Consider the following 21,146-nt stretch of genomic DNA (forward strand, 5'->3'; position numbering starts at 1 on the left):
CGGGGCGGATCATGTGAAAAGTCTTAACGGTCAATGTCGCATGGTTCGTGAATCAATTACGGTGACAGCTTCCGATAGAAGGGAAACCGTTATGGCACACCGGATTCGGCTCGCCCTCGCCGGCGCCGCGCTCGCCCTCGGGGCCGCGACGCTCACCGCCGCGCCCGCCCACGCGGCGAGCCTGGTGACCTGCGAGAGCGAAGGCGGCTACTACGACTGCTACCTGCCCAGCGGGTACTACGGCCAGGTCTGGTACTACGACGGCGTACACGTCGCCGGGACCGACGGCTACAGCTCCATGGGCGGCTCCTGTGTCGTCGGCACCAAGCACAGCGTCCGCGTGACCTTCGACGGGGGCGGCCGGTCGAGCACCTCGTTCACCTGCGCGGCCTGACCCCGTCGCTATTACCTGCAGATCAGGGATATGCAGCCTTCCCGAGCCTCGGGAAGCACGCATATCCGTGATCTGCAGCCAAAGAGAGCGGCAAAAGAGAGCGGCGTTGACATCGAAGGAGCGGCATACCACGCTGTGGGAGCGCTTCCACTCCACGGGAGCGAACGCCCCTGAGGGGCGAACTCGTGAAGAGCCCACAACCCGAAGGACGCCCGACGATGAGAAAGAGCCGCATCGCCCTGCTGGCCCTGACGCTGGCAGCGGCAAACCTCGCCGTCCCCACCGGACCCGCGACCGCCGAGGCCGCCCCGGTGACGGTGACCGTCAACGCCCGAGCCGGCCTCGACAACGTCAGCGACGCCGCGTACGGAGTCAACCACGCGGTCTGGGACACCGCCCTCGGCACGAACGCCGTCGCCGACCTCCTCAAGGACGCGGGTACGCAGATCATGCGCTACCCCGGCGGATCCTATTCGGACATCTACCACTGGAAGACCAACACCGCCCCGGGCGGCTATGTCGCCCCCGACACCGACTTCGACCACTTCATGGCCGGTGTCCAGCGGGCGAACGCGCAGGCGATGGTGATCGCCAACTACGGCACCGGTACGCCGGAGGAAGCCGCGGAATGGGTGCGCTACGCCAACGTCGAGAAGAACTACGGCGTGAAGTACTGGGAGATCGGCAACGAGCTGTACGGCAACGGCCACTACGGGTCGAACTGGGAGGCCGACGACCACGCCGACAAAAGCCCGGCCGGCTATGCGACCGTCGTCAAGCAGTACGCCCAGGCGATGAAGGCGGTCGACCCGACCGTCAAGATCGGCGTCGTGCTGACCACCCCGGGCAACTGGCCGGACGGGATCGTCGCCGGCGGTGACGCCGGAACCTGGAACCAGGTCGTCCTGCAGATCGCCGGGCCGAGCGTCGACTTCGCCATCCTGCACTGGTACCCGGGCGGTTCGAACGGCCCGGAGGCGCTGTCGAAGACCGCGCAGGTGACCGACGCGGTGTGGCTGGCCCGCCAGCAGATCACCAAGTACGCCGGGAAGAACCTGGGCATCGCGCTCACCGAGATCAACACCGGCTACGGCCAGAACACCCAGCCGGGCGCGTTGTTCGCCGCGGACGCGTACGCGAGTCTCACGGCCGCCGGCGTCTTCAGCGTCGACTGGTGGAACGTCCACAACGGAATCGGCACGGTGTCGACGGTGGCGGGCCACACCGACTACGGCGACTTCGGCATGCTCTCCAGCGCCAACTGCACCGCCGACGGCACCGTCTGCCAGCCCGCCTTCAACACCCCGTTCGGTCCTTACTTCGGGCTCTCGCTCGCCTCGAAGTTCGCCCCGGCCGGCGCCCAGCTCGTCCGGGCGGCCGCGAGCGATCCGCTGGTCAAGACGCACGCCGCCCGTAAGCCCAACGGCGACCTGTCGGTCCTGCTCATCAACGAGGACGAGGCGAACGCCAAGTCGGTCACGCTCAGCTACGCCGGCTACTCGCCGGCCACCACCGCCCAGGTGGCCGGCTACGGCAACGGCGACACCGCGATCACCACCGCCAGCGGCACGGCCACCTCGGTCACCCTCGCGCCGTACTCGCTGACCGTGCTCACCCTGCACCCGACCGCCGCGGTCACCGGCCCCGCGCAGCCCGCCCGTCCGGCCGCGTCCGGCGTGACGGCCACCGACGCCACGCTGAGCTGGCCCGCCGGGACCGCGGGGCTCAAGTACGAGGTCCACCGGCAGAACGGCACCATCACCGAACAGTGGGGCGAGACCACCGGCACCAGCTTCACCGTCCACAACCTCACGCCCGGCACGCGCTACACGGCCAACGTGATCGCGCGCGACGGCACCGGCAAGGTCTCGTGGGCCTCGCCGCCCGTGACATTCCAGACTGGTACGCCCAGCGCAGCGCCCTGTGCGGTGACGTTCGCGGACGTCAACGACTGGGGCAACGGTTATGTCGGCAGCGTGGACATCACGAACACCGGCACGAACCCGATCGACACCTGGAACCTCGCCTTCACCTGGCCGACCGCGTGGCAGCAGGTCAGCGGCGGCTGGAACGGCACCTGGACGTCCACCGGAGCCGCCGTACGCGTCTCGAACGCCGACTTCAACCGCACGATCGCGCCCGGCGCGACGGTCAACGTCGGCTTCGTCGGGGCGTACCAGGGGCCGAACGTCCTCCCTGCGCTGTTCACGCTGAACGGCGCCCTCTGCACCACCCGGTAACCGATGGGCCGGGGCGACAGCCCCGGCCCACCCTCGCCGCGCCTGTCTAAGGTGGATGTATCTCCTGACACATCGGATCGCCAAGGAGGGCGGCGCATGGGCGTCGACGACGAACTTCGGCTCCGTCATCTCGCCGACGTCCAAGCCACGATTTCGCGCCTCTCCCAGAACTCATTCGCGGTTCGCGGCTGGGCGGTGACGCTGGTGTCGTTCGTTCTCGCGATCCTCGGGACTCGTGCACAGGGCCCGTCGGCGGTCATCCTCGGCGTGCTGCCCATCGCGGTCATCTTCTGGTTTCTCGACGCCTACTACCTGCGGCAGGAACGCCTCTTCCGCCGCCTGTACACGGCGGTCGGGTCGAGCATCGCGGCGGACGAACGTGGTGAGCCGGAACGGCCCGCCGTGCCGCTGTTCGACATGTCCGTCGATGCGTACTCGGCCGACGCGCCCGGTCTGATCGCCACCCTCCTCACCTGGCACGTCGTGGCGATCCCGGGCATTCTCAGCACGGTGGCCTGCATATACGCCGCGCTTGTCGCTTGACGTGAGTGCGCTGTCGCGGCCTGGCGGACGGCATAGGATCGCGGCATGGGAACGGAGATCGAACGCAAGTTCCTGCTCGCCTCGGACGCCTGGCGGTCCTCGGTCGAGCGGTCCATCTCCATGGTGCAGGTCTATCTGGCGTACACCCCGCATTCCCAGGTACGCCTGCGCCGCACCGGTGACAAGGCGTACCTGACGGTGAAGGGCGCGAAGACCGGGATCTCCCGCGCGGAGATCGAGACCGAGGTGCCGCCGTCGTTCGCCGACGAGATCCTCGAAGCGGGGCTTTACGCCCTCAACCCGGTCGTGAAGACCCGCCACCTCGTCCCGGTGGCCGGCCACGTCTTCGAGATCGACGAGTACGCCGAAGCCAACGCCGGGCTGGTCGTCGCCGAGCTGGAACTGCCGGCCGAGGACACTCCGCATCCGCGCCCGGACTGGCTGGGGGACCAGATCAGCGACGATCCCCGGTACGCCAACCTCGCTCTCGCCGAATCCCCGTTCACCACCTGGCGCTGAGTCGCGGCGAGTCAGCGCGACGGCGGCGGGGCGGTGCTTCCGCGGACGACCAGACGCGTTGGAACGAGCGTGGTGCCGGTCTCGTGCTCGGCGCGCTCGATCTGCCGCAGTACGCCTTGGACGCAGCGCCGGCCGACTTCGGCGAAGTCCTGGTGGACCGTGGTCAGCGGTGGGATGAAGGAGTTCGCCTCGGGGATGTCGTCGAAGCCGACGACGCTGACGTCCTCGGGGATCGACTTGCCTCGTTCGTGGAGCGCGCGGAGGATGCCGAGCGCCATCTGGTCGTTGGCGGCGAAGACCGCCGTGCAGCCGGGTTCCTCGGCCAGGCGGAGCCCGGCCTGGTAGCCGGATTCGGCCGACCAGTCGCCGGACAGCGGTGGGGGCACCGGGCGGTCGGCGGCTTCCAGTGTCTGCCGCCAGGCGAGCGCCCGGCGGTTGCTGGCGAAGGACTCCTCCGGGCCCGTGACGTGCCACACAGTGTGGTGCCCGAGATCGAGCAGGTGCGAGACGGCTTGCCGGGTGCCGTCGGCTTGGTCGGTGTCGACCACGCTGTAGAGGTTGCCCGCGTCCGAGTCGGCCACGACGACCTGCACGTTAGGCGGCAACGTCACGGTGGCGGTGTCGAGCAGGTGGACTTCCATGATCACGATGATCCCGTCCACGGCCAGTTCGCCGAGCCGGGTGAACGCTCCGAGGACACTGTCCTGCGTGGGCACCGCGACCGGGATCAGCGTGATCGCGTACCCCTCGTGGGCGGCGTGGGTGGCGATGGCTTCGAGCGTGCGGCTGTTGCCGGTGCTGGCGAGTGAGAAGAGGATCACGCCGATGGTCCGGAAGGCGCCGCGCTTGAGCGCGCGGGCCGCGCTGTTTGGCCGGTAGCCCAGCTCGCGCATGACCGCGAGGACCTGCTCGCGGGTGGTGTCGACGACGCCGGCGCTGCCGTTGGACACCCGGGAGACGGTCTGGGACGACACCCCGGCGACGCGTGCGACATCAGCCATCGACACCCGCCGTGGGTTTGCCATCGCCCTCCGCCCTCCCGTAACGAATCCGAAACCCGCGCTTGACGTGCCGGGTGGCCCGGTGACAGTATCACCGCGCCGATGTTTACGTAAACATCCAGCAAGGTCACAGGATGAAAATCCAGGTGGCGCGCTATGTTTACGTAAACATCATCGATCTAGCGGCGAAGTCTGAGAAGGAGGAGGACATGGCGGTCCTCGCGCCTCCCGCGATCCAACGCTCCGGTCCACCCGGCCGGTCCGGGTCGGCTAGGCGACGCCGAAGCTGGACGGGATGGGCGTTCGTCGGCCCATTCATGGCGGTCTTCGCCTTCGTCTTCCTCGCGCCGATCGCGTACGCGATCTATCTGAGCTTCTTCCGCACGAAGCTCATCGGCGGGACGAGCTTCGTCGGGCTGGAGAACTTCCAGAACGTCTTCACCGACTCGCAGTTCTGGTCCTCGTTCGGCCGGGTCGCCCTGTTCCTCTGTGTCCAGGTGCCGATCATGCTGTTCCTGTCGCTGCTCGTGGCGCTGGCGATCGACAGCGGCCGGCTCTACGGCAAGTCGTTCTTCCGCGTGACGATCTTCATGCCGTACGCCGTCCCCGCTGTCGTCGCGACGCTGATGTGGGGCTTCATGTACGGCCCGCAGTTCGGCCTCGTCGGCAACATCAACGACGCGTTCGGCTGGTCGCTGCCCAACCCGCTCGGTCCCGACTGGCTGCTGGCCTCCATCGGCAACATCGTGACCTGGGAGTTCGTCGGCTACAACATGCTGATCTTCTACAGCGCGCTGCAAGTCATCCCGCGCACGCTGTACGAGGCGGCCGAGCTGGACGGGGCGGGTCAGCTCCGGGTCATCCGCTCGATCAAGCTGCCGAGCATCCGCGGCGCGCTGCTGATCGCGACGATCTTCTCGATCATCGGGACCTTCCAGCTCTTCAACGAGCCCGCGATCCTCAAGTCCCTCGCGCCCAACGTGATCACCACGTACTACACGCCCAACATGTACGCGTACTCGCTGTCCTTCGCCGGCCAGCAGTTCAACTACTCCGCCGCCGTCGCGATCGTCATGGCGCTGCTGACCGCCATCGTCGCGTACGCCGTCCAACTTCGCGGCCTGCGGAAGGAGCGCCAGTCGTGATGACGGCCCGCGCGCGTAAGCGCAGCCCCCTGCTGACCGTCCTGACCGCCATCATGTTGCTGTACAGCCTCGTCCCGCTGGTCTGGCTGTTCATCAACTCGACCAAGTCCCAGGCGAGCCTGTTCGACTCGTTCGGGCTGTGGTTCTCCGGCGACTTCTCGCTGTTCACCAACATCCGCGACACGCTCACCTACGACGACGGCGTCTTCGTCCGCTGGCTGCTCAACACCTTGCTCTACGTGGTGCTGGGCGCGGGCGGGGCGACCGCGCTCGCCACCCTCGGCGGGTACGCCCTGGCGAAGTTCGACTTCTTCGGCAAGCGGGCGGTGTTCGCCGTGGTGATCGGCGCGGTCGCCGTGCCGACGACCGCGCTGGCGGTGCCGACCTTCCTGATGTTCTCCAAGCTCGGCCTGACCAATACGCCGTGGGCGGTGATCATCCCGTCCCTGATCTCGCCGTTCGGGCTCTACCTCATGTGGACCTTCGCGGCCGAGGCCATCCCGGGCGAACTGATCGAGGCGGCCCGCGTCGACGGCGCCGGCGAGCTGCGGACCTTCCTGAAGGTGTGCGTACCGCTGCTCGCGCCGGGGATCGTCACCGTGTCGCTGTTCACCATGGTCGCGACCTGGAACAACTACTTCCTGCCGCTGATCATGCTCAAGGATCCGGACTGGTATCCCCTCACGCTCGGCCTGAACTCCTGGAACGACCAGGCCGCGACCTCCGGCGGGCAGGCCGTCTTCAACCTCGTCATCACCGGGTCGCTGCTCACGATCCTGCCCTTGCTCGCCGCGTTCCTGTTCCTCCAGCGCTACTGGCAGTCCGGCCTGGCCGCCGGCGGCGTCAAGGACTGACTTCTCCGTTCACCGTTCCCTGATTTATCGCACCATCCCTTGAGAGGACCATCATGACGATCAACCGACGCGCATTCCTCCGGGGCGCAGCGGCCCTCGGCACCGCCGCCGCCGCGACGGCCGCGCTCGCGGCCTGCGGCTCCGACGACGACGGCGGCGACAACCCGACGGTCTCCGCCAACGACGTCGACGCCGCGCTCGCCGCCGGCGGCACGCTGACGGTCTGGGCCTGGGAGACCACCCTGAAGCAGGTCGTCACCGAATTCCAGAAGAAGTACCCCAAGGTCACGGTCAACCTGGTGAACGCCGGTACCGGTGACAAGCAGTACACCGCGCTGCAGAACGCGATCTCCGCCGGTTCCGGCGTACCGGACCTGGCCCAGATCGAGTACTACGCCCTGCCGCAGTTCGCGCTGGGCAAGTCGCTGGTCGACCTCTCCGGGTTCGGCGCGAACTCGCTCGACGGCACCTTCACCCCCGGCCCGTGGGCGTCGGTCAAGTCCGGCGGCGTCACCTACGGCCTGCCGATGGACTCGGGCCCGATGGCGCTGTTCTACAACAAGGACGTCTTCGACAAGCACGGCATCGCCGTCCCGGCGACCTGGGACGAGTACGTCGCCGCCGCCAAGAAGCTGCACGCGGCCGACCCGAAGGCGTACATCACCAGCGACACCGGCGACGCCGGCTTCACCACCAGCATGATCTGGCAGGCCGGCGGCAAGCCGTTCCAGGTCGACGGCTCGAACGTGAAGATCAACCTGGCCGACGAGGGCTCCACCAAGTTCGCCGGGCTCTGGCAGCAGCTGGTCAGCGACAAGCTGGTCGCGCCGATCAGCGGCTGGAGCGACGCCTGGTACAAGGGCCTGGGCGACGGCACCATCGCGACCCTGATCATCGGCGCGTGGATGCCGGCCAACCTGGAGTCGGGCGTCGCGGCGGCCAAGGGCAAGTGGCGCGTCGCGCCGATGCCGCAGTGGACCGCGGGCGGCACCGCGACCGCCGAGAACGGCGGCAGCGGCCTGGCCATTCCGAAGCTCGGCAAGAACAACGCGCTGGCCTACGGCTTCATGAAGTACGCCACCACCGGCGAGGGCGCGCAGATCCGTGTCGACAACGGCGCCTTCCCGGCGACCGTCGAGCAGGTGAACGCGGACGCGTTCAAGAACAAGGAGTTCCCGTACTTCGGTGGCCAGAAGGTCAACGAGGTCCTGGCGGCGGCTGCCTCCAGCGTGGTAACCGGCTGGTCCTACCTGCCCTTCCAGGTGTACGCCAACAGCATCTTCAACGACACCGTGGGCAAGGCGTACGTCTCCAGCACCACGCTGACCGACGGCCTCAAGGCGTGGCAGGACGCCGCCGTGAAGTACGGCAAGGACCAGGGCTTCACCGTCAACTGAACCAACCGCTGAACCGGTTGCCGATCCACCCCTGGCCGCGGGCGGGCTGCCACCCGCCCGCGGCACTTTTGACCAATCTGCAAGGAGAGCACCACCGTGACCGCCCCACAGTGGCTGCGCCGCCCCTCCGGCGCCGCGCCGCGCATCTCGTACGGCGCCGACTACAACCCGGAGCAGTGGCCCCGTGAGGTGTGGCAGGAGGATGTACGCCTCATGCGAGAGGCCGGCGTGGACGTCGTCTCGCTCGGCATCTTCTCCTGGGCCAAGATCCAGCCCGCCGCGGACCGGTGGGACTTCGGATGGCTGGACGAGGTCATGGATCTGTTGCACGCCAACGGAGTCGGCGTCGACCTGGCCACTGCGACCGCGTCGCCGCCGCCGTGGCTGACCGCCAAGCACCCCGAGATCCTGCCGGTCAACGCCCAGGGTGAGACGGTCTGGCCGGGCGGGCGCCAGCACTGGCGGCCCACGTCGCCGGTGTTCCGGCAGTACGCCCTGGCCCTGGTGGCGAAGCTGGCCGAGCGATACCGGGATCACCCGGCACTGGTCGCCTGGCACGTGTCGAACGAACTGGGCTGCCACAACGTCTACGACTACTCCGACGACGCCGCCCGCGCCTTCCGCGACTGGCTGCGCGACCGCTACACCACGATCGAGACGCTGAACCACGCCTGGGGCACCGCCTTCTGGTCCCAGCAGTACGCCGACTTCGCGGAGATCCTGCCGCCCCGGCTGGCCGCGACCCACCCGAACCCGACGCAGCAGCTGGACTTCAAGCGCTTCTCCGACCACGCGCTGCGGGCGTACCTGTGGGCGGAGCGGGACCTGTTGCGCGAGCACACCCCGGACGTCCCGGTCACCACGAACTTCATGGTCATGGGCGAGATGAAGACCATGAACTACGCGGCCTGGGCCGACGACGTCGACTTCGTCTCCAACGACCACTACGTCGTGCCGGGCCCGCAGGCCGCCGACGAGCTGTCGTTCTCGGCCAACCTCACGAGCAACATCGCCGGCGGGCGGCCCTGGTTCCTCATGGAGCACTCGACCAGCGCAGTGAACTGGCAGCCGATCAATGTGCCGAAGAAGTCCGGCGAGCTGATCCGCGACTCGCTGACGCACGTCGCGCATGGAGCCGACGCGGTCTGCTTCTTCCAGTGGCGGCAGTCCGCGGCCGGCGCCGAGAAGTACCACTCGGCCATGGTTCCGCACGCCGGGCCGGACAGCGCGGTCTTCCGTTCGGTGACGCGGCTCGGCGCGACGCTGCACGCTCTCGCGCCAGTCGCCGAGGCGGTCCGCGAGCAGGCCCCGGCCGCCATCGTCTTCGACTGGGAGTCGTGGTGGGCGGTCGAGGCCGACTCGCACCCGACCAACCGGCTGAAGTACCGGCAGGAGGCGCTCGACTGGTACACCGCGTTCCTCAACCTCGGCATCCGGGTCGACGTCGTGCCGCACGGCACGCCGCTGGCGGGGTACCGGCTGGTCGTCGCGCCGATGCTGCACCTGCTCACCGAGTCGGCGGCCAAGGAGCTGACGGACTACGCCGAGTCCGGCGGCCACCTGGTCACCACCTACTTCTCGGGCGTCGTCGACGAGCACGACCACATCTGGCTCGGCGGCTACCCGGGCGCGCTGCGCGACCTGCTCGGCATCCGGGTCGAGGAGTTCGCCCCGCTGCTCGACGCCGAGACCGTCCGGCTCGACAGTGGACTGACCGGCACGACCTGGTCCGAACGCGTCGACACCGCCAAGGACGTCTCGGCGCTGGCCCGCTACACCGACGGCGAGCTGGCCGGATATCCCGCGATCACGCGTCGGGTCACCGGTTCCGGCTCCGCGGCGTACGTCTCGACTCGGCTGGGGCCCGCGGGTCTCACCCGGGTCCTGGGCGACCTGGCCTCCGCGGCGGGTCTCGCCAGCGACCTGCCCGCTTCCGTCCGAGGCCAGGTCGAGCTGGTGGTACGCCGAAAGCAGAGCACCAGGTACGCCTTCCTGATCAACCGCACCGCCCGGCCGGTGACCGTCGCCGGACTGGCCGGAGAACCGTTGGTAGGCAAGGTCGCCGGGGGAGCGGTCGAACTGGAACCCCGCGGCGTAGCCGTCCTCCGCCTAGCCCGCTGACTTTCCGCGCGATCATGAACTAACGGTCGTGATCAACCGGTGTGTCGTGTCCCCGCGAGCATGATCGTTCCCGCGGCTCCCTGATCAACTAGCCGCCAGCGTCGTCCCGAGAGCGCCGGCGCTGGCGGTACGCCCGGTGGTGCGTTCGTAGCGGCGTACGAGGTCGCGGGTGCGCGCCTGCCGTCCCCAGCGGCGGTCGGCGCGGAGGATCAGGTTTCGGCGCGGTGGCGGGAAGGCGGCTGTGAGAGCACCGAGCAGGGCCGCCCGAGCGACGCCGAGGTCGGCGAGCAGCCAGGCGACCCCGGGATCGACTGCCACCAGGGCCAGGGCGAGGTGCTCCGGCCGGTGGTCGCGTTCGCGCCGGGCCAACGCCAGCCGCAGCGACGCCTCGTACGCCGCCTGCGCGTCCAGCCCCAGCGGCGGATTCAGCGCGGCACACCGCCGACGGGCCTGACGAGCGCCCAACGGCAACAGCGGTTCGCGGCGGGGCGGCTGGTCTAGCAGGGCAGGACCGGAGCGGTCGAGCAGGCGATCCAGGTCGACGCCCAGGACGGCGAGCGCCGCGCGATCGGCGGCGGCTCCGGCGCCAGGCGTACCGCAGTGGGTGATGCCGTCGCGGACAGCACGGGGCGTGACTCCGGCGGCTGCGAGCACAGTGGACACTCGGGTGGCGTCTGACGTCAGGCTCAGCAAGAGGTGTTCGCTGCCGACCCGGCCCGAGCCGGACTCGCGGGCGAGGCGGAAGGCTCGGCCGACGGCGCGGGCGAGATCGGGATGGTCGCCGCGGAACATTTCAGTCCTCCCCGTGGTACTTGCGATGCACGGTCTGCTTCGTGACACCCAGCCGTACCGCGATGTCCCGCCAGGACCAACCAGCCCGGCGAGCGGCGGCCACCTGCTCGGCTTCGAGTTGCTCGACCAGCCGCCGGAGCCGGGCGACGGCCCGGAGCCCGGCGTCGGGGTCGGCGCTGCGGACGGCTCCGTCCAGTTTCGCCAGCTCGGACATGTCGTCAGCATATGCTGACGACACATCGCCGTCAACATATGCTGACGGCGTGAGGCGCCTGTCAACCTTCGGCCGCATTCCGTGCGTGTGGGGGACATGACGGATCAAGCGACCGGGCCGGGCGCATACGCCGCCTTCGTAGAGGAGGCTCTCGCCCGCCACATCGGGTTGGCGGTCCTGCTCTGCGGCGATCGGCATCGAGCCGAGGATCTCCTGCAGGACTGCCTGGTGAAGCTCTACCTGCGCTGGCGGCAGGTCGCCCGGAAGGGCGATCCGCACGCGTACCTGCGGCGGATGCTGGTCAACGGCAATGTCAGCCGCTGGCGTTCGACCCGGCGGGAGACGCTGACCGCCGAGACGCCCGACCGCGTCGATCCGCTCGCCGAGGTACGCGAGCCGCATGAGCAACTGCGAGCGGCGTTGATGGCGCTCCCACGGCAGCAGCGTGCGGTGGTGGTCCTGCGCTACTACGCGGATCTCAGCGAACAGCAGACCGCCGACGAACTCGGCTGTTCGGTCGGCACTGTCAAGACTCAGCACTCCCGCGCGATGGCCAAGCTGCGCGAGCGAGCGCCGGTCTTCTACTCATCTGTTCTGGAGGTGTACCGATGACGATCGACGAAGAACGCTTCGCGGCGTCGCTGCATGACCTGGCGGACCGCGAGGCGCCTGCGACCTCTGCGGCGACCCAGGTCGTCCGCCGGGCGCAGCGGGCTCGGCGACTGCGTACCGCGCTCGTCTCGACGACGGCGGTGGCGGTTGTGGGCGTGCTGGGTGTGGTCGCGACGGCGGTGGCGGGGGTCGGCGGCGGTCCGTCCGGCGGCTCAGGCGCCGGCGGGCTTCCCGCCGCGAATGCGACCAGAACGACGGAGGCACAGCCGGCGTCGCCGGCGTTGAGGCTCGTCGCGGCGGCCAAGGCGACGTCGCAGACGAGCTTCGCCTTCACCGCGAAAGTCCACGTGCTGGACGACGACCGAGGCAAGAAGTCGTCGCACGACTCTACTTACGTGGGCGCGTTCGACCCGCGACTGCAGCAGGGCTTCATCCGCAATCCGAAGGCCAAGTGGGGCGAGCTGCGTATCGTCGACGGCTTCCTGTACCAGAACAAGGCCGACTTCTGGATCAAGCGGAACGGCCTGGACGTCCTCGTCTACCTCGTGGACGCCGGAAGTGTCGGGTTGCTCAACCCGATGGTGACCGCCGACTTCATGGAGCAGATGACGGTCATCCAGAAGGAGGGAGAGGTCGCCTCGCTCGGCACGTCCGGCAGCGGGGACGCCACGGTCGAACGGTACGCGTTCAGCGCGACGATTCACCCGACCGATTCCGATGAGCCGAAGAGCGTGCCGATCTCGGGTACCGCCGAGGTCAACCTCAAGAGCGGCCTGATCAGCAAGATCGCGTATGAGTCGACGTTCGAGTGGCGGCCGGACGACGACCCGAAGTCCGCGTACTTCCGGGCGCATTACACGGCCGAATGGATCTACTCCGACTTCGGTTTGGCGGTGAACGTCGAGATCCCGGCGAACATCCGGCACTAGCCCCGTTGAGAGAGAAGCCGCCCTGCCCGTCGGTTCGATGGGCAGGGCGGCGGTTCATGCGGGAGACGTCACCACTGCGCGGGCGGTGGCGGCGTCACGACCGGCGGCCGGTCGTCACAGGTGATGGTGTTGGGCAGCTCCCACGACGCCAGCCAGGGTCCGGTGGTGCCGCCGCCGTCGTTGCCGCCGAGGTCGGTCACCGAGAACTCCGACCCCGCCGGGGTGAAGTGGAACGTGCCGCAGTTGTTGATGCCGACCGCCCCGACGTTGCGGGCGTCGACGTTGGCGAACGTGGCCGCTCCGGCCACCCGGGCGCTGAGCACCGAGGTGCCGGTGCCGTCCACGCGTACGTCGGTGAAGTGGACGTTCGAGATGCCGTAGAGGTCCTTCACCGGCCAGTCGCTGACCAGCATGATCGCGTTGTACGTGCTGTCCAGGTAGTGGTCGCCGGTGACGCGGATGTCGGCGTCGATGCTCTTGTCGAGCGCGTAGATCCAGATCGCGCCCAACCCGATGTTCCAGTTCAGTTCGTACGTCCCCGCGCGTACCACGGTGTTGTCGGTGATCGACAAGTGGCCGGCGAACGCGGTGGCGTTGAACCGCGAGCCCACGTGGAGACCGCTGCCCTCGCGCAGCGGGTCGGCCACGAGATTGCCCACGACGGAGTTGTCCGTGCCGCCGTAGATCGCGATGCCGTTGGCGAGCGTCGGCGTCTGGACGGTGTTGCGGCTGAACGTGTTGCGCGCGTTGGCCGTCGTCTCGGACCACATCGCCAGGCCGTCGTCACCGGTGTTGCGGACGAAGTTGTTCGTCGCGACGGAGTCGGTGACGCCGACGTGGAAGTTGAGGCCGTCGGCGATCTGGTCGGCGATGACGTTGTCGCGGACCGTCAGGTTGCTCATCGGCCCGTCGAACCACAGGCCGACCTTCGTGTGGTGGATGTAGAGGCCACTGATGGTCGAGTCGCTCATCGCGCCGCCCACGCCGTTGACCTGGTCGGTGTCGATGCGCTCGCGGACGTCGCCCTCGATGGCGAAGCCCGACAGGTGCACGTTGCGGCTGCCACCCGCGGACGCGTCCTTGCCGTAGAAGCCGACTCCGGTGTGGACGGAGCCGTCCGGCGCCGGTTCGGACAGCGCGACCTCGTGCCCCTTGACGACGGTGTACCAGCTGCCGGCGCCTTCGATCGTCACGTCGTCCACGATGATGTGCCGGTTGACCTGGTACGCACCCGGCGGGAGGTACACCTTCAGGCCCTTGCGCTGGGCGTACGCGATGGCGCGGTCGAACGCGTCCGCCGAGTCGCGGCGGCCGGTCGGGTCGGCCCCGAACAGCAGGACGTTGGCCGCCTTGAATACCACGTGCGGCAGTCCGACCAGCTGCGAGTCGAGCAGGTCGATGACGGTCCAGGCGGCGTTCGTTCCGGCCGGTGCGGTGAGCCGGATCCTGCTTCCGGCCGGGTACGCCTTGCCGAGCAGCAGGCGCTGCTCGTCGTAGAAGTGCATGGGCCGGAACGGCTTGCTGACGACCGGCTTCGGATCGGTGTACGCCGGAACGCACCCGCACTCGGTGATCCACCAGTCCTCGTGCAGCAGCCCGGCGGTCGGGTCGTTGCTGAACGGGTACTGGTTGTAGAGCCACGAGTACTGCGAGGTCAACGTCATGGTGCGCTTGTTCTTGCCGTTCACCGTGACGTCCAGCGGCGCGGTGATGCCGCCGCCGGTCGGGGCGTCCGGAATGCTGTAGCGCACGGTGACCGCGTTGGCCGCGGCGGGCAGCGTGAACTCGACGTACTGCCCGGGAGTCAGCTGGACCGCCGTACGCCCGGAGGCCTCCGCCGGCAGCGTGTACGCCTGCCGGCTCGGGCCGATGACGGAGCCGTTCGTGGCGGCGTTCTCCGCCTCCTGCTCGGCGAATGCGACGGCCGCACCGCGTCCGGCGACCAGCGCCGGGTCGAGCGCGGCGCGCGTGACCACGGGACTGTTCGCCGCTGCGGCCGGGGACGCGCCGACGACCCCGCTGGCGACCAGAGCACCGGTCGCTAAGAGGGCGAGGGCTTTCTTCCTGTGCATAGACCGCTCTCTTCCGGGACGGGGGATAGAGACTGGCCTACGGTAAGACTCGCGTACGCGGCGAGACAATAGCCGATCAGATGATGAAACTTCCCGCGCAAGTCAGTGCAAGAAGTTAACTCAGTGCGGTCAGTCCCAGCGCTGGGCGTTCGACTCGTCCAGCTCGTCGTCCGGCACGACGCAGAAGAGCAGACCGGCGGGGTCCTGCATGATCCACCAGGGGCCAGCCGCGCGTACGCGTCGCGCGCCGAGCGCTTCGAGCCGCGCCACCTCCGCGTCCACATCGGTCGTGTGGAAGTCGAGGTGTACGCGAGCCGCCCCGTCGCCGAGCCGCTGCACGATGAAGCCGAGCCCGTCGGGGGTGAGCTTGGTGCCGCGGAAATCCGGGAACCGCTGGAACACCGGCAGTTCGCGGCCGATGGCACCGGCCCAGAAGGCGACCTCGGCGTCGTGGGTCTCCGGCGGAGCGTCCACGACGATCTGCGAGACGCGGCTGTAGTGCGGCACTTTCTCTCCCTCCGATACGGCTTGCGGCAGACGGTGCGTGTCTCCGATGTGCCCTGTCGGCACGCTACGGCAGATCGTGCGTACCGCGAGTCTTGACGGCGGCGCCGCGGTGATGGATAGTGGGGCTATCCGATAATGGAAAGTGCCGCTATCCGAACGATCGAACAGATTCGGGAGTCGCCATGTCCCGCCTGATCCGTCTCCACCCGCCATTGATGATCACCGCCCTGCTCATGGCCGCGCTGTCCGTCTGGTGCCTCATCGGGCTCGGCGTCGACGACCGCATGTTGCTGGGCGTACCGATCTGGTTGAAGCCGCTGAAGTTCTCCGTCAGCGTCATGATCTACTCGGTCACCCTCGCCTGGCTGATCTCGCTGCTGACCAAGCGCCGCCTCGCCAGCGCGATGGGCACCGTCATCGCCGTCACCGCGCTCATCGAGATGGCCGCGATCGTCGGCCAGGCCGCGCGAGGCCACCGCAGCCACTTCAACTTCGCGACCACTCTGGACGGCGCGTTGTTCATGCTGATGGCAGTCAGCATCGTGGTGCTCTGGGTCGCCACCGCCGTCGTCGCGATCCAGCTCATCCGGCAGAAGATCGGCGATCGGCCGGCGGCGTACGCGATCCGCGCGGGCATCGGAGTCGCGATCGCCGGACTGGCTGAAGGCTTCTTCATGACCCGCCCGAAGCCGGGCCAGATCGACGCGGCGGCCGGCGGCGGCGAGCGCATCTTCGGTGCGCACTCCATCGGCGTCGCCGACGGCGGCAGTGGGCTGCCCTTCGTCAACTGGAGCACCGAAGGCGGCGACCTGCGCGTCGGCCACTTCATCGGCATGCACGCCCTGCAGGCGCTGCCGCTGTTCGCACTGGCCCTGACGCTGCTCGCGCGGCGCATCGGGCGACTGGCCGACGACCAGACCCGGGCTCGGCTCGTGCTGACCGCCGCGACGGCGTACGCCGGACTGACCGCACTGGTCACCTGGCAGGCGCTGCGGGGCCAGTCGGTCGTCCACCCGGACGCGCTGACCTGGTCGGCTGCGGGCGTACTCGGCGTCATCGTGGTCGCCGGGATCGGCTGGGCGCTCCGGCCTCCGGCTCGACCGGCCGGGCGTCCGGCGTCGGCGCTCCCCGAGGTGGCGGGCCGATGAACTGGTTCGCGATCGCCTTCCCGCTCACCGTCCCGTTCTGGGCGCTGATGATCCTGCTGCCGAAGTGGGGTCGGACCGGCCGGATCGTGGCCTCGCCACTGATCGTGCTGCCGGTCCTGGTCGCCTACTTCGGGGCGGTCGCCCCGATCCTGCCCGACTTCGCCGCCGAGATGCTCAACCCCGACCTCGACGGCGTACGCACCCTGCTCAGCAGCGACGCGGGCACGTCCGCGGTCTGGGCGCAGGTGCTGGCCTGGGATCTGTTCATCGGGCGCTGGATCTACCTCGACAGCCGGGCGCGAAACATCCCGTCCCTGATCATGTCGCCGCTGCTCGTCCTGACGATCCTGCTGTCGCCGTTCGCGGTGGTGATCTACCTCGGCCTCCGGGCGTTCTACCAGCCCGCCGGAAAGCCCGCCGGAAAGCCCGCCGGAAAGCCCGCTGAACAGGCAGCTATGTGAGTTCGCCTTCTAGCAGCCCCATCGAGATCTTGTCGTACCACTGGCCGTCCCGGCGGAACGCGTCCCAGAGTCGTCCTTCCTCGACGAAGCCGACCTTCGCGTACACCCGCCGGGCGGCTTCGTTCGCCTCGACGACGGTCAGCCCGATCCGGTGCAGCCGCATCGAGTCGAACCCGTAGCGGCAGATCGTCCGCATCGCGTCGGTGGCGTACCCGCGGCCCCAGTAGTCTTTCTCGCCCAGGTAGACGTCCAGCTCCGCGGCCCCGATCTCCGGCTCGGCGTCGCGCAGCCGGACGAGCCCGATCAGGTTGCCGTCGGCGATCACCTCGACGGCGTACAGGACGTCTCCGTAGGAGTTGCGTTCCCGGTCGGCCAGCCCACGCCGCGCCTGGTCGAGCGAGTTCACGTAGTACTGATCCATCCATCGCATGACGTCCGGGTCGTGGTTCCAGCGCCACAACGCGTCGGCGTCCGCGGGCTCGAAGGCGCGTAACCGGATCAAATCCCCAGTGATCACTTAATCTTCCTACCATGAGCTACGACGTGATCTTCGCCCGGCTTGCGGACGGCCAGAGCTGGGAAGACTTCCTGGCGGCCGAGCCGGCCGACGACGAGGCCCCGCTCGACTCGGCGACGTGGCGGCAGATCGTGCACCGCGTACGCGAGATCCTGCCGGGCGCGACCGAGTCCGGCGACGAACTCCTGCACGAGGAGACGGCGATCCAGCTCTTCTGCCAGGCCGACGCCGCACAGCTCCACTCGCCGTACTGGTTCACGGGAGAGGCTGCCCGCCGTGTCGTCAGCCTGCTCTACCAGGTCGCCGCCGTGGTCGCCGAGGAGACCGGGCTGACCGCTTTCGACCCGCAGGTGGAGGCGCTCGTCGCGGACCAGCGGATCGACGACGCGGTGGCGATCTTCGACAGCGTCGCCGCCTCGTTCGCCCACCACTGACGCCTGCCGCAGGGTTGGGAAGATCGGCGGCGGCCGACGATCAGCGCGCTCTGGGCTCCATGATCGGCGGCGGCCGACGATCTTCGAGGTGGCGAGCGCCATGATCGGCGGCGGCCGACGATCTTCGTCGGGCAGAAGGTCGACGGGGCCGTGGCTATCGACGGGCGACCCGATAGTGCAGGTGGGTGACGGCGGCCGAGGGCGTCACGGAGGTGACGGTGAGCTTGGCCGAGAGGTCGGTGGGGAGGTCGGCGAACAGCCGCGTCCCGCCGCCGAGCAGGAGCGGCACGAGCTGGAGGGTCAACTCGTCGACCAGACCGGCCGCGAGGAACGCCTGGATCGTGGTCGCGCCGCCGAGCACCAGCACGTCCCGGTCGCCCGCGGCCGTCAGCGCCTGTTCGTGCGCCGCCTTCGCCGTCGAGGCGAAGGTGAACGTGCCGCCCGGCATCGTCACCGGCTCCTCCGGCCGATTCGTCAGCACGACCGTCGGCCGGGGATAGGGCGTGTCCTTCCAGATGGGCAGGCCCACCTCGTACATGGTGCGGCCGATGACGACCGCACCCGTCCGCTCCAGCTCCCGCCGCTTCAGGTCCGCGTCGACGCCCACCGCCGAGCCCGTCGGCGTGGCGAACATCCAGTCGTGCAGGCGCTCACCGCCGACGCCCATCGGGTTCCGGTCGCTGATCTGCGGCCCCGCGGAGAAGCCGTCCAGGGAGATCGACTGACTTGCGAACGTGATGGTCACCTTCGGGAGTGTGTCACACAGCTCCGCGCGCCACCCGCTGCTCGTGCACGCGCAGGCTCGCCGTCGCCACGTCCAAAAGCGGCGTTGATACGCCGAAAGCCCTGGCCCGAGCCGTGAGGTCGCCGAGGATCTGTTCGGCTTCGGTCGGTTGACCGGCGACGAGATCCCGGTAGAGCGAGGCCGTGTCGGTCGAGCCGGGCCGGGACACGAACGCCGCGACGTTCGCCAGTGCCTGGGCCGGCATCGGGTGCCCGGCGGCCTCGGCGATGCCGGCTGCCTCCGTCGCGATCTGCGGACCCAGGTGCTCCGCTCCGGCGTCGACGGCCTCGCCGACGGAGCCGCGTACGAGGGTGTTGAGGGCGCCGAGGGTGCTGATGAACACCCACTTGTGCCACATGGCGGTCTGGATGTCGGGGGACACTGCGAAGTCGAAGCCCGCTTCGGAGAGCACCCCCTCGATCCGGCGTACGCGATCCGAGACGCCGCCCGCCGGTTCGCCGATCGTCATGTCGGCCAACGGTGCGAGCTGCAGGATCTCGCCGTTCTCGCCGATGGTCGTGATGACCCGCACGACGCCGCCGAGTACCACGTCCGACCCGTACGCCTTGGTCAGCGTGTCCAGGTGAGCCATGCCGTTCAGGAACGGGACGACCGCCGTACGCGGCCCGACCGCCGGTGCGGTGTCCTCGATGGCCTGTGCCAGCGTCGTCGCCTTCACCGACAGCAGCACGATGTCGTAGTGGCCGGCCAGGTCCGGCGCGGTGACCAGGTTCGGCGTCACCACGGTCTCCTGGCCGAGTCCGCTGATCCGCAGTCCGCGCTCGCGCAACAGCTCGGCCCGTCGCGGCCGGACCAGGAAGGTGACGTCCCGCCCGGCCTCGTGCAGCCGTGCGCCGAAGTATCCGCCGGTGGCCCCGGCTCCTACGACAAGAATCCGCATGGCGCGGACGTTACCAGTTGAACCAGTAACGCAGCTATGCTGTGTGACATGATCGCGGCAGACGAGGCGGCGTTCCGGTTCGTCGCCGGGCGGCCCTCGGTGGACTTCACCGGCACGCTCGGCAAACGATGGCGGAATCCGCCCGTCGAGCGGACGCCGGATCCGGCTGCGCTCGGGCGCTGGTTCGCCGAAGCCGGGCTGACCGACCGGCCCGTGGCGGTGACGACGACGGCTTTGCGTCAGGCGTACCCGTTGCGCGAAGCGTTGTATCGCCTCATGCGCGTGCCGGTGTTCGGGGAGCGACCCACCACGGCCGATCTGAAGCTGGTGAACGACTGGGCCGCGCGGGCCCTGCCGGCGCTGGCCCTGCGGGCCGATCTCACCGCGCGCCTGGTGGAGCCGACCGCGGAAGAGCTGCTCGCCCTGCTGGCTCGCGACGGCGTCGACCTCCTCGGCAGCCCGCACGCCGACCGCCTGCGGGAATGCTCCAGCGAGACCTGCACCCTGCTGTATCTGGACACGTCCCGGGCGGGCAGTAGGCGCTGGTGCTCGATGGATGTCTGCGGCAGCCGCGACAAGATGTCGAGATATCGCCGCCGTGTCGCGGCCGCCGAAGACTAAAGGGCGGCCTTGACCGCGGCGGCCATCGCCTGCTCGCCACTGAGGTTCGGGTGGAACGGGGCGGCGGCCACGGTCGGAATGAGACCCTCGACCCACCGAGTTCCGCCGGACTTGCAGACGTCGTGCCCGATGGTCGGGGTGTAGGTGTCCACATACGACGCGCCGTTGGCGGCCGCCGTGGTACGCAGCATCGAGTTCAGCGATTTCTCCGTGCTCCGCAGGTAGGGCACGTCGCCGAAGGCGATCGGGACGGCCGGGAAGCAGCCGTATCCGCTGTCGGGGACGATGACCGGGTAGCCGACGACCACCACGCGGGCGTTCGGCGCGGCCTGGTGCACGGCCTGCAGCACGGTCGCGATCTTGCTCGCGGTCGCGGTGATCCGGGCCAGCAGCTGATCGGTCCCGTTGGCGGTGTACTTGTCCTTGCACGGGCTGCCGAACGGCTTGCCGTAGCTGGCACTGACACAGTCCTCGATGATGCCGGAGAAGCCGATGTCGTTGCCGCCGATGCCGACGGTCACCAGCGCCGTGTCGCCGGTGACGGCGGCGATCTGGGCCGGGACGGTGATGCCGAGCTGGCCCTCGCCCGGGTTCAGGATGTCGCCGGTGGTGGCCCCGCCGCAGCTGACGTCGGTGAACGCGGACGAGCCGAGCGCGGTCCGGACGAGGTGGGGATAGTTCCGATCCGACCGTACGCAGTTCAGGTCGACCTGCGTCGGGATGAGCGGACCCGACGTGAACGAGTCGCCGAGCGCCACGTATTTGCCGGTCGGCGCGGCTGCCGCCGCGGGGGTCGCGAGGAACGGGAGGGCGATCAGGGCGGCCACCGTGGACGCGAAGGACGCGAAGGCCAGGAGGGACTTGCGCGGGAGACTCATGGACTCCTCCGGGGGACGGTTGTTACCGGGCGGTACGCGCGATTGTCCTCACGGAAGTTATT

The 21,146-nt window shown here is 69.0% G+C and carries 23 protein-coding genes; 14 read left to right on the forward strand and 9 right to left on the reverse strand.

Annotated features, from left to right (window positions below):
* Positions 1 to 91 precede the first annotated feature (91 nt).
* The 4 genes from HDA40_RS27920 (at position 92) to HDA40_RS27935 (ending at position 3,696) form a co-directional block, all read left to right on the forward strand.
* Positions 92 to 394, forward strand: coding sequence for a hypothetical protein (locus HDA40_RS27920; protein ID WP_253760773.1), 303 nt, complete (start codon positions 92 to 94; stop codon positions 392 to 394).
* Positions 395 to 612: 218 nt separating this feature from the next.
* Positions 613 to 2,634, forward strand: coding sequence for a cellulose binding domain-containing protein (locus HDA40_RS27925; protein ID WP_253760774.1), 2,022 nt, complete (start codon positions 613 to 615; stop codon positions 2,632 to 2,634).
* Between the two features lie 96 nt (positions 2,635 to 2,730).
* The gene (locus HDA40_RS27930; protein ID WP_253760775.1) at positions 2,731 to 3,177 is read left to right on the forward strand and encodes a hypothetical protein; all 447 of its coding nucleotides are present in this window, start codon (positions 2,731 to 2,733) and stop codon (positions 3,175 to 3,177) included.
* 45 nt (positions 3,178 to 3,222) lie between these two features.
* Positions 3,223 to 3,696, forward strand: a complete 474-nt coding sequence (locus HDA40_RS27935) for a CYTH domain-containing protein (protein WP_253760776.1) — start codon at positions 3,223 to 3,225, stop codon at positions 3,694 to 3,696.
* 11 nt (positions 3,697 to 3,707) lie between these two features.
* Here the strand turns inward: HDA40_RS27935 and HDA40_RS27940 are convergent, their stop codons facing one another.
* Positions 3,708 to 4,697 (reverse strand): LacI family DNA-binding transcriptional regulator, encoded by a 990-nt coding sequence (locus HDA40_RS27940; RefSeq protein WP_253760777.1) that lies wholly within the window; start codon positions 4,695 to 4,697, stop codon positions 3,708 to 3,710.
* Between the two features lie 209 nt (positions 4,698 to 4,906).
* Here HDA40_RS27940 and HDA40_RS27945 point away from each other — a divergent pair, with 209 nt between their 5' ends.
* The 4 genes from HDA40_RS27945 to HDA40_RS27960 all read left to right on the forward strand — a co-directional run bounded on the left by HDA40_RS27945 (position 4,907) and on the right by HDA40_RS27960 (position 10,214).
* Positions 4,907 to 5,842: a carbohydrate ABC transporter permease gene (locus tag HDA40_RS27945; RefSeq protein WP_372502987.1), complete on the forward strand. Its 936-nt coding sequence runs from the start codon at positions 4,907 to 4,909 to the stop codon at positions 5,840 to 5,842.
* Entirely contained in the window at positions 5,842 to 6,696 is an 855-nt protein-coding gene (locus tag HDA40_RS27950; protein ID WP_253763843.1) for a carbohydrate ABC transporter permease, read from the forward strand. Before HDA40_RS27945 ends, HDA40_RS27950 begins: the two co-directional genes overlap by 1 nt.
* A gap of 53 nt (positions 6,697 to 6,749) precedes the next feature.
* Complete coding sequence (locus HDA40_RS27955) at positions 6,750 to 8,093, forward strand: ABC transporter substrate-binding protein (protein WP_253760778.1); 1,344 nt, start codon at positions 6,750 to 6,752, stop codon at positions 8,091 to 8,093.
* Positions 8,094 to 8,189: 96 nt separating this feature from the next.
* The gene (locus tag HDA40_RS27960; protein WP_253760779.1) at positions 8,190 to 10,214 is read left to right on the forward strand and encodes a beta-galactosidase; all 2,025 of its coding nucleotides are present in this window, start codon (positions 8,190 to 8,192) and stop codon (positions 10,212 to 10,214) included.
* Positions 10,215 to 10,298: 84 nt separating this feature from the next.
* Here HDA40_RS27960 and HDA40_RS27965 read toward each other — a convergent pair whose 3' ends face one another.
* Both HDA40_RS27965 and HDA40_RS27970 read right to left on the reverse strand, forming a co-directional pair.
* On the reverse strand, positions 10,299 to 11,006 hold the full coding sequence (locus HDA40_RS27965; RefSeq protein WP_253760780.1) for a Clp protease N-terminal domain-containing protein: 708 nt from the start codon (positions 11,004 to 11,006) through the stop codon (positions 10,299 to 10,301).
* A 1-nt stretch (position 11,007) separates the two neighbouring features.
* Complete coding sequence (locus HDA40_RS27970; protein WP_253760781.1) at positions 11,008 to 11,220, reverse strand: helix-turn-helix domain-containing protein; 213 nt, start codon at positions 11,218 to 11,220, stop codon at positions 11,008 to 11,010.
* Positions 11,221 to 11,316: 96 nt separating this feature from the next.
* Here HDA40_RS27970 and HDA40_RS27975 point away from each other — a divergent pair, with 96 nt between their 5' ends.
* Positions 11,317 to 11,832, forward strand: coding sequence for a SigE family RNA polymerase sigma factor (locus HDA40_RS27975; protein ID WP_253760782.1), 516 nt, complete (start codon positions 11,317 to 11,319; stop codon positions 11,830 to 11,832).
* Complete coding sequence (locus HDA40_RS27980; RefSeq protein WP_253763972.1) at positions 11,829 to 12,761, forward strand: hypothetical protein; 933 nt, start codon at positions 11,829 to 11,831, stop codon at positions 12,759 to 12,761. The genes HDA40_RS27975 and HDA40_RS27980 overlap by 4 nt, the downstream gene beginning before the upstream one ends.
* Before the next feature lie 68 nt (positions 12,762 to 12,829).
* Here the strand turns inward: HDA40_RS27980 and HDA40_RS27985 are convergent, their stop codons facing one another.
* Both HDA40_RS27985 and HDA40_RS42230 read right to left on the reverse strand, forming a co-directional pair.
* The gene (locus tag HDA40_RS27985; protein WP_253760783.1) at positions 12,830 to 14,833 is read right to left on the reverse strand and encodes a glycosyl hydrolase family 28-related protein; all 2,004 of its coding nucleotides are present in this window, start codon (positions 14,831 to 14,833) and stop codon (positions 12,830 to 12,832) included.
* 129 nt (positions 14,834 to 14,962) lie between these two features.
* Positions 14,963 to 15,340, reverse strand: coding sequence for a VOC family protein (locus HDA40_RS42230; protein WP_253760784.1), 378 nt, complete (start codon positions 15,338 to 15,340; stop codon positions 14,963 to 14,965).
* A 182-nt stretch (positions 15,341 to 15,522) separates the two neighbouring features.
* On the opposite strand from HDA40_RS42230, the gene HDA40_RS27995 reads away from it, so the two are divergent.
* Together HDA40_RS27995 and HDA40_RS28000 are read left to right on the forward strand one after the other, a co-directional pair.
* Positions 15,523 to 16,488 carry a hypothetical protein gene (locus tag HDA40_RS27995; protein ID WP_253760785.1) on the forward strand — a complete coding sequence of 322 codons (966 nt, stop codon included), beginning with the start codon at positions 15,523 to 15,525 and terminating at the stop codon, positions 16,486 to 16,488.
* Positions 16,485 to 16,949, forward strand: coding sequence for an ABA4-like family protein (locus tag HDA40_RS28000; RefSeq protein WP_253760786.1), 465 nt, complete (start codon positions 16,485 to 16,487; stop codon positions 16,947 to 16,949). The genes HDA40_RS27995 and HDA40_RS28000 overlap by 4 nt, the downstream gene beginning before the upstream one ends.
* Here the strand turns inward: HDA40_RS28000 and HDA40_RS28005 are convergent.
* Complete coding sequence (locus HDA40_RS28005) at positions 16,942 to 17,466, reverse strand: GNAT family N-acetyltransferase (protein ID WP_253760787.1); 525 nt, start codon at positions 17,464 to 17,466, stop codon at positions 16,942 to 16,944. The two genes, HDA40_RS28000 and HDA40_RS28005, sit on opposite strands and share 8 nt — an antisense overlap.
* Positions 17,467 to 17,480: 14 nt before the next feature.
* On the opposite strand from HDA40_RS28005, the gene HDA40_RS28010 reads away from it, so the two are divergent.
* Positions 17,481 to 17,900 carry a hypothetical protein gene (locus HDA40_RS28010; protein ID WP_253760788.1) on the forward strand — a complete coding sequence of 140 codons (420 nt, stop codon included), beginning with the start codon at positions 17,481 to 17,483 and terminating at the stop codon, positions 17,898 to 17,900.
* Positions 17,901 to 18,054: 154 nt separating this feature from the next.
* Here the strand turns inward: HDA40_RS28010 and HDA40_RS28015 are convergent, their stop codons facing one another.
* Both HDA40_RS28015 and HDA40_RS28020 read right to left on the reverse strand, forming a co-directional pair.
* On the reverse strand, positions 18,055 to 18,645 hold the full coding sequence (locus HDA40_RS28015) for a dihydrofolate reductase family protein (RefSeq protein ID WP_253760789.1): 591 nt from the start codon (positions 18,643 to 18,645) through the stop codon (positions 18,055 to 18,057).
* Positions 18,646 to 18,658: 13 nt separating this feature from the next.
* Entirely contained in the window at positions 18,659 to 19,585 is a 927-nt protein-coding gene (locus tag HDA40_RS28020) for a ketopantoate reductase family protein (RefSeq protein ID WP_253760790.1), read from the reverse strand.
* Between the two features lie 48 nt (positions 19,586 to 19,633).
* Here HDA40_RS28020 and HDA40_RS28025 point away from each other — a divergent pair, with 48 nt between their 5' ends.
* Positions 19,634 to 20,206, forward strand: a complete 573-nt coding sequence (locus HDA40_RS28025) for a CGNR zinc finger domain-containing protein (RefSeq protein ID WP_253760791.1) — start codon at positions 19,634 to 19,636, stop codon at positions 20,204 to 20,206.
* Here HDA40_RS28025 and HDA40_RS28030 read toward each other — a convergent pair.
* Positions 20,203 to 21,084 (reverse strand): SGNH/GDSL hydrolase family protein, encoded by an 882-nt coding sequence (locus HDA40_RS28030; protein ID WP_253760792.1) that lies wholly within the window; start codon positions 21,082 to 21,084, stop codon positions 20,203 to 20,205. The genes HDA40_RS28025 and HDA40_RS28030 overlap by 4 nt on opposite strands.
* Positions 21,085 to 21,146 lie beyond the last annotated feature (62 nt).

The organism is Hamadaea flava (genome assembly GCF_024172085.1).
GTDB lineage: Bacteria > Actinomycetota > Actinomycetes > Mycobacteriales > Micromonosporaceae > Hamadaea > Hamadaea flava.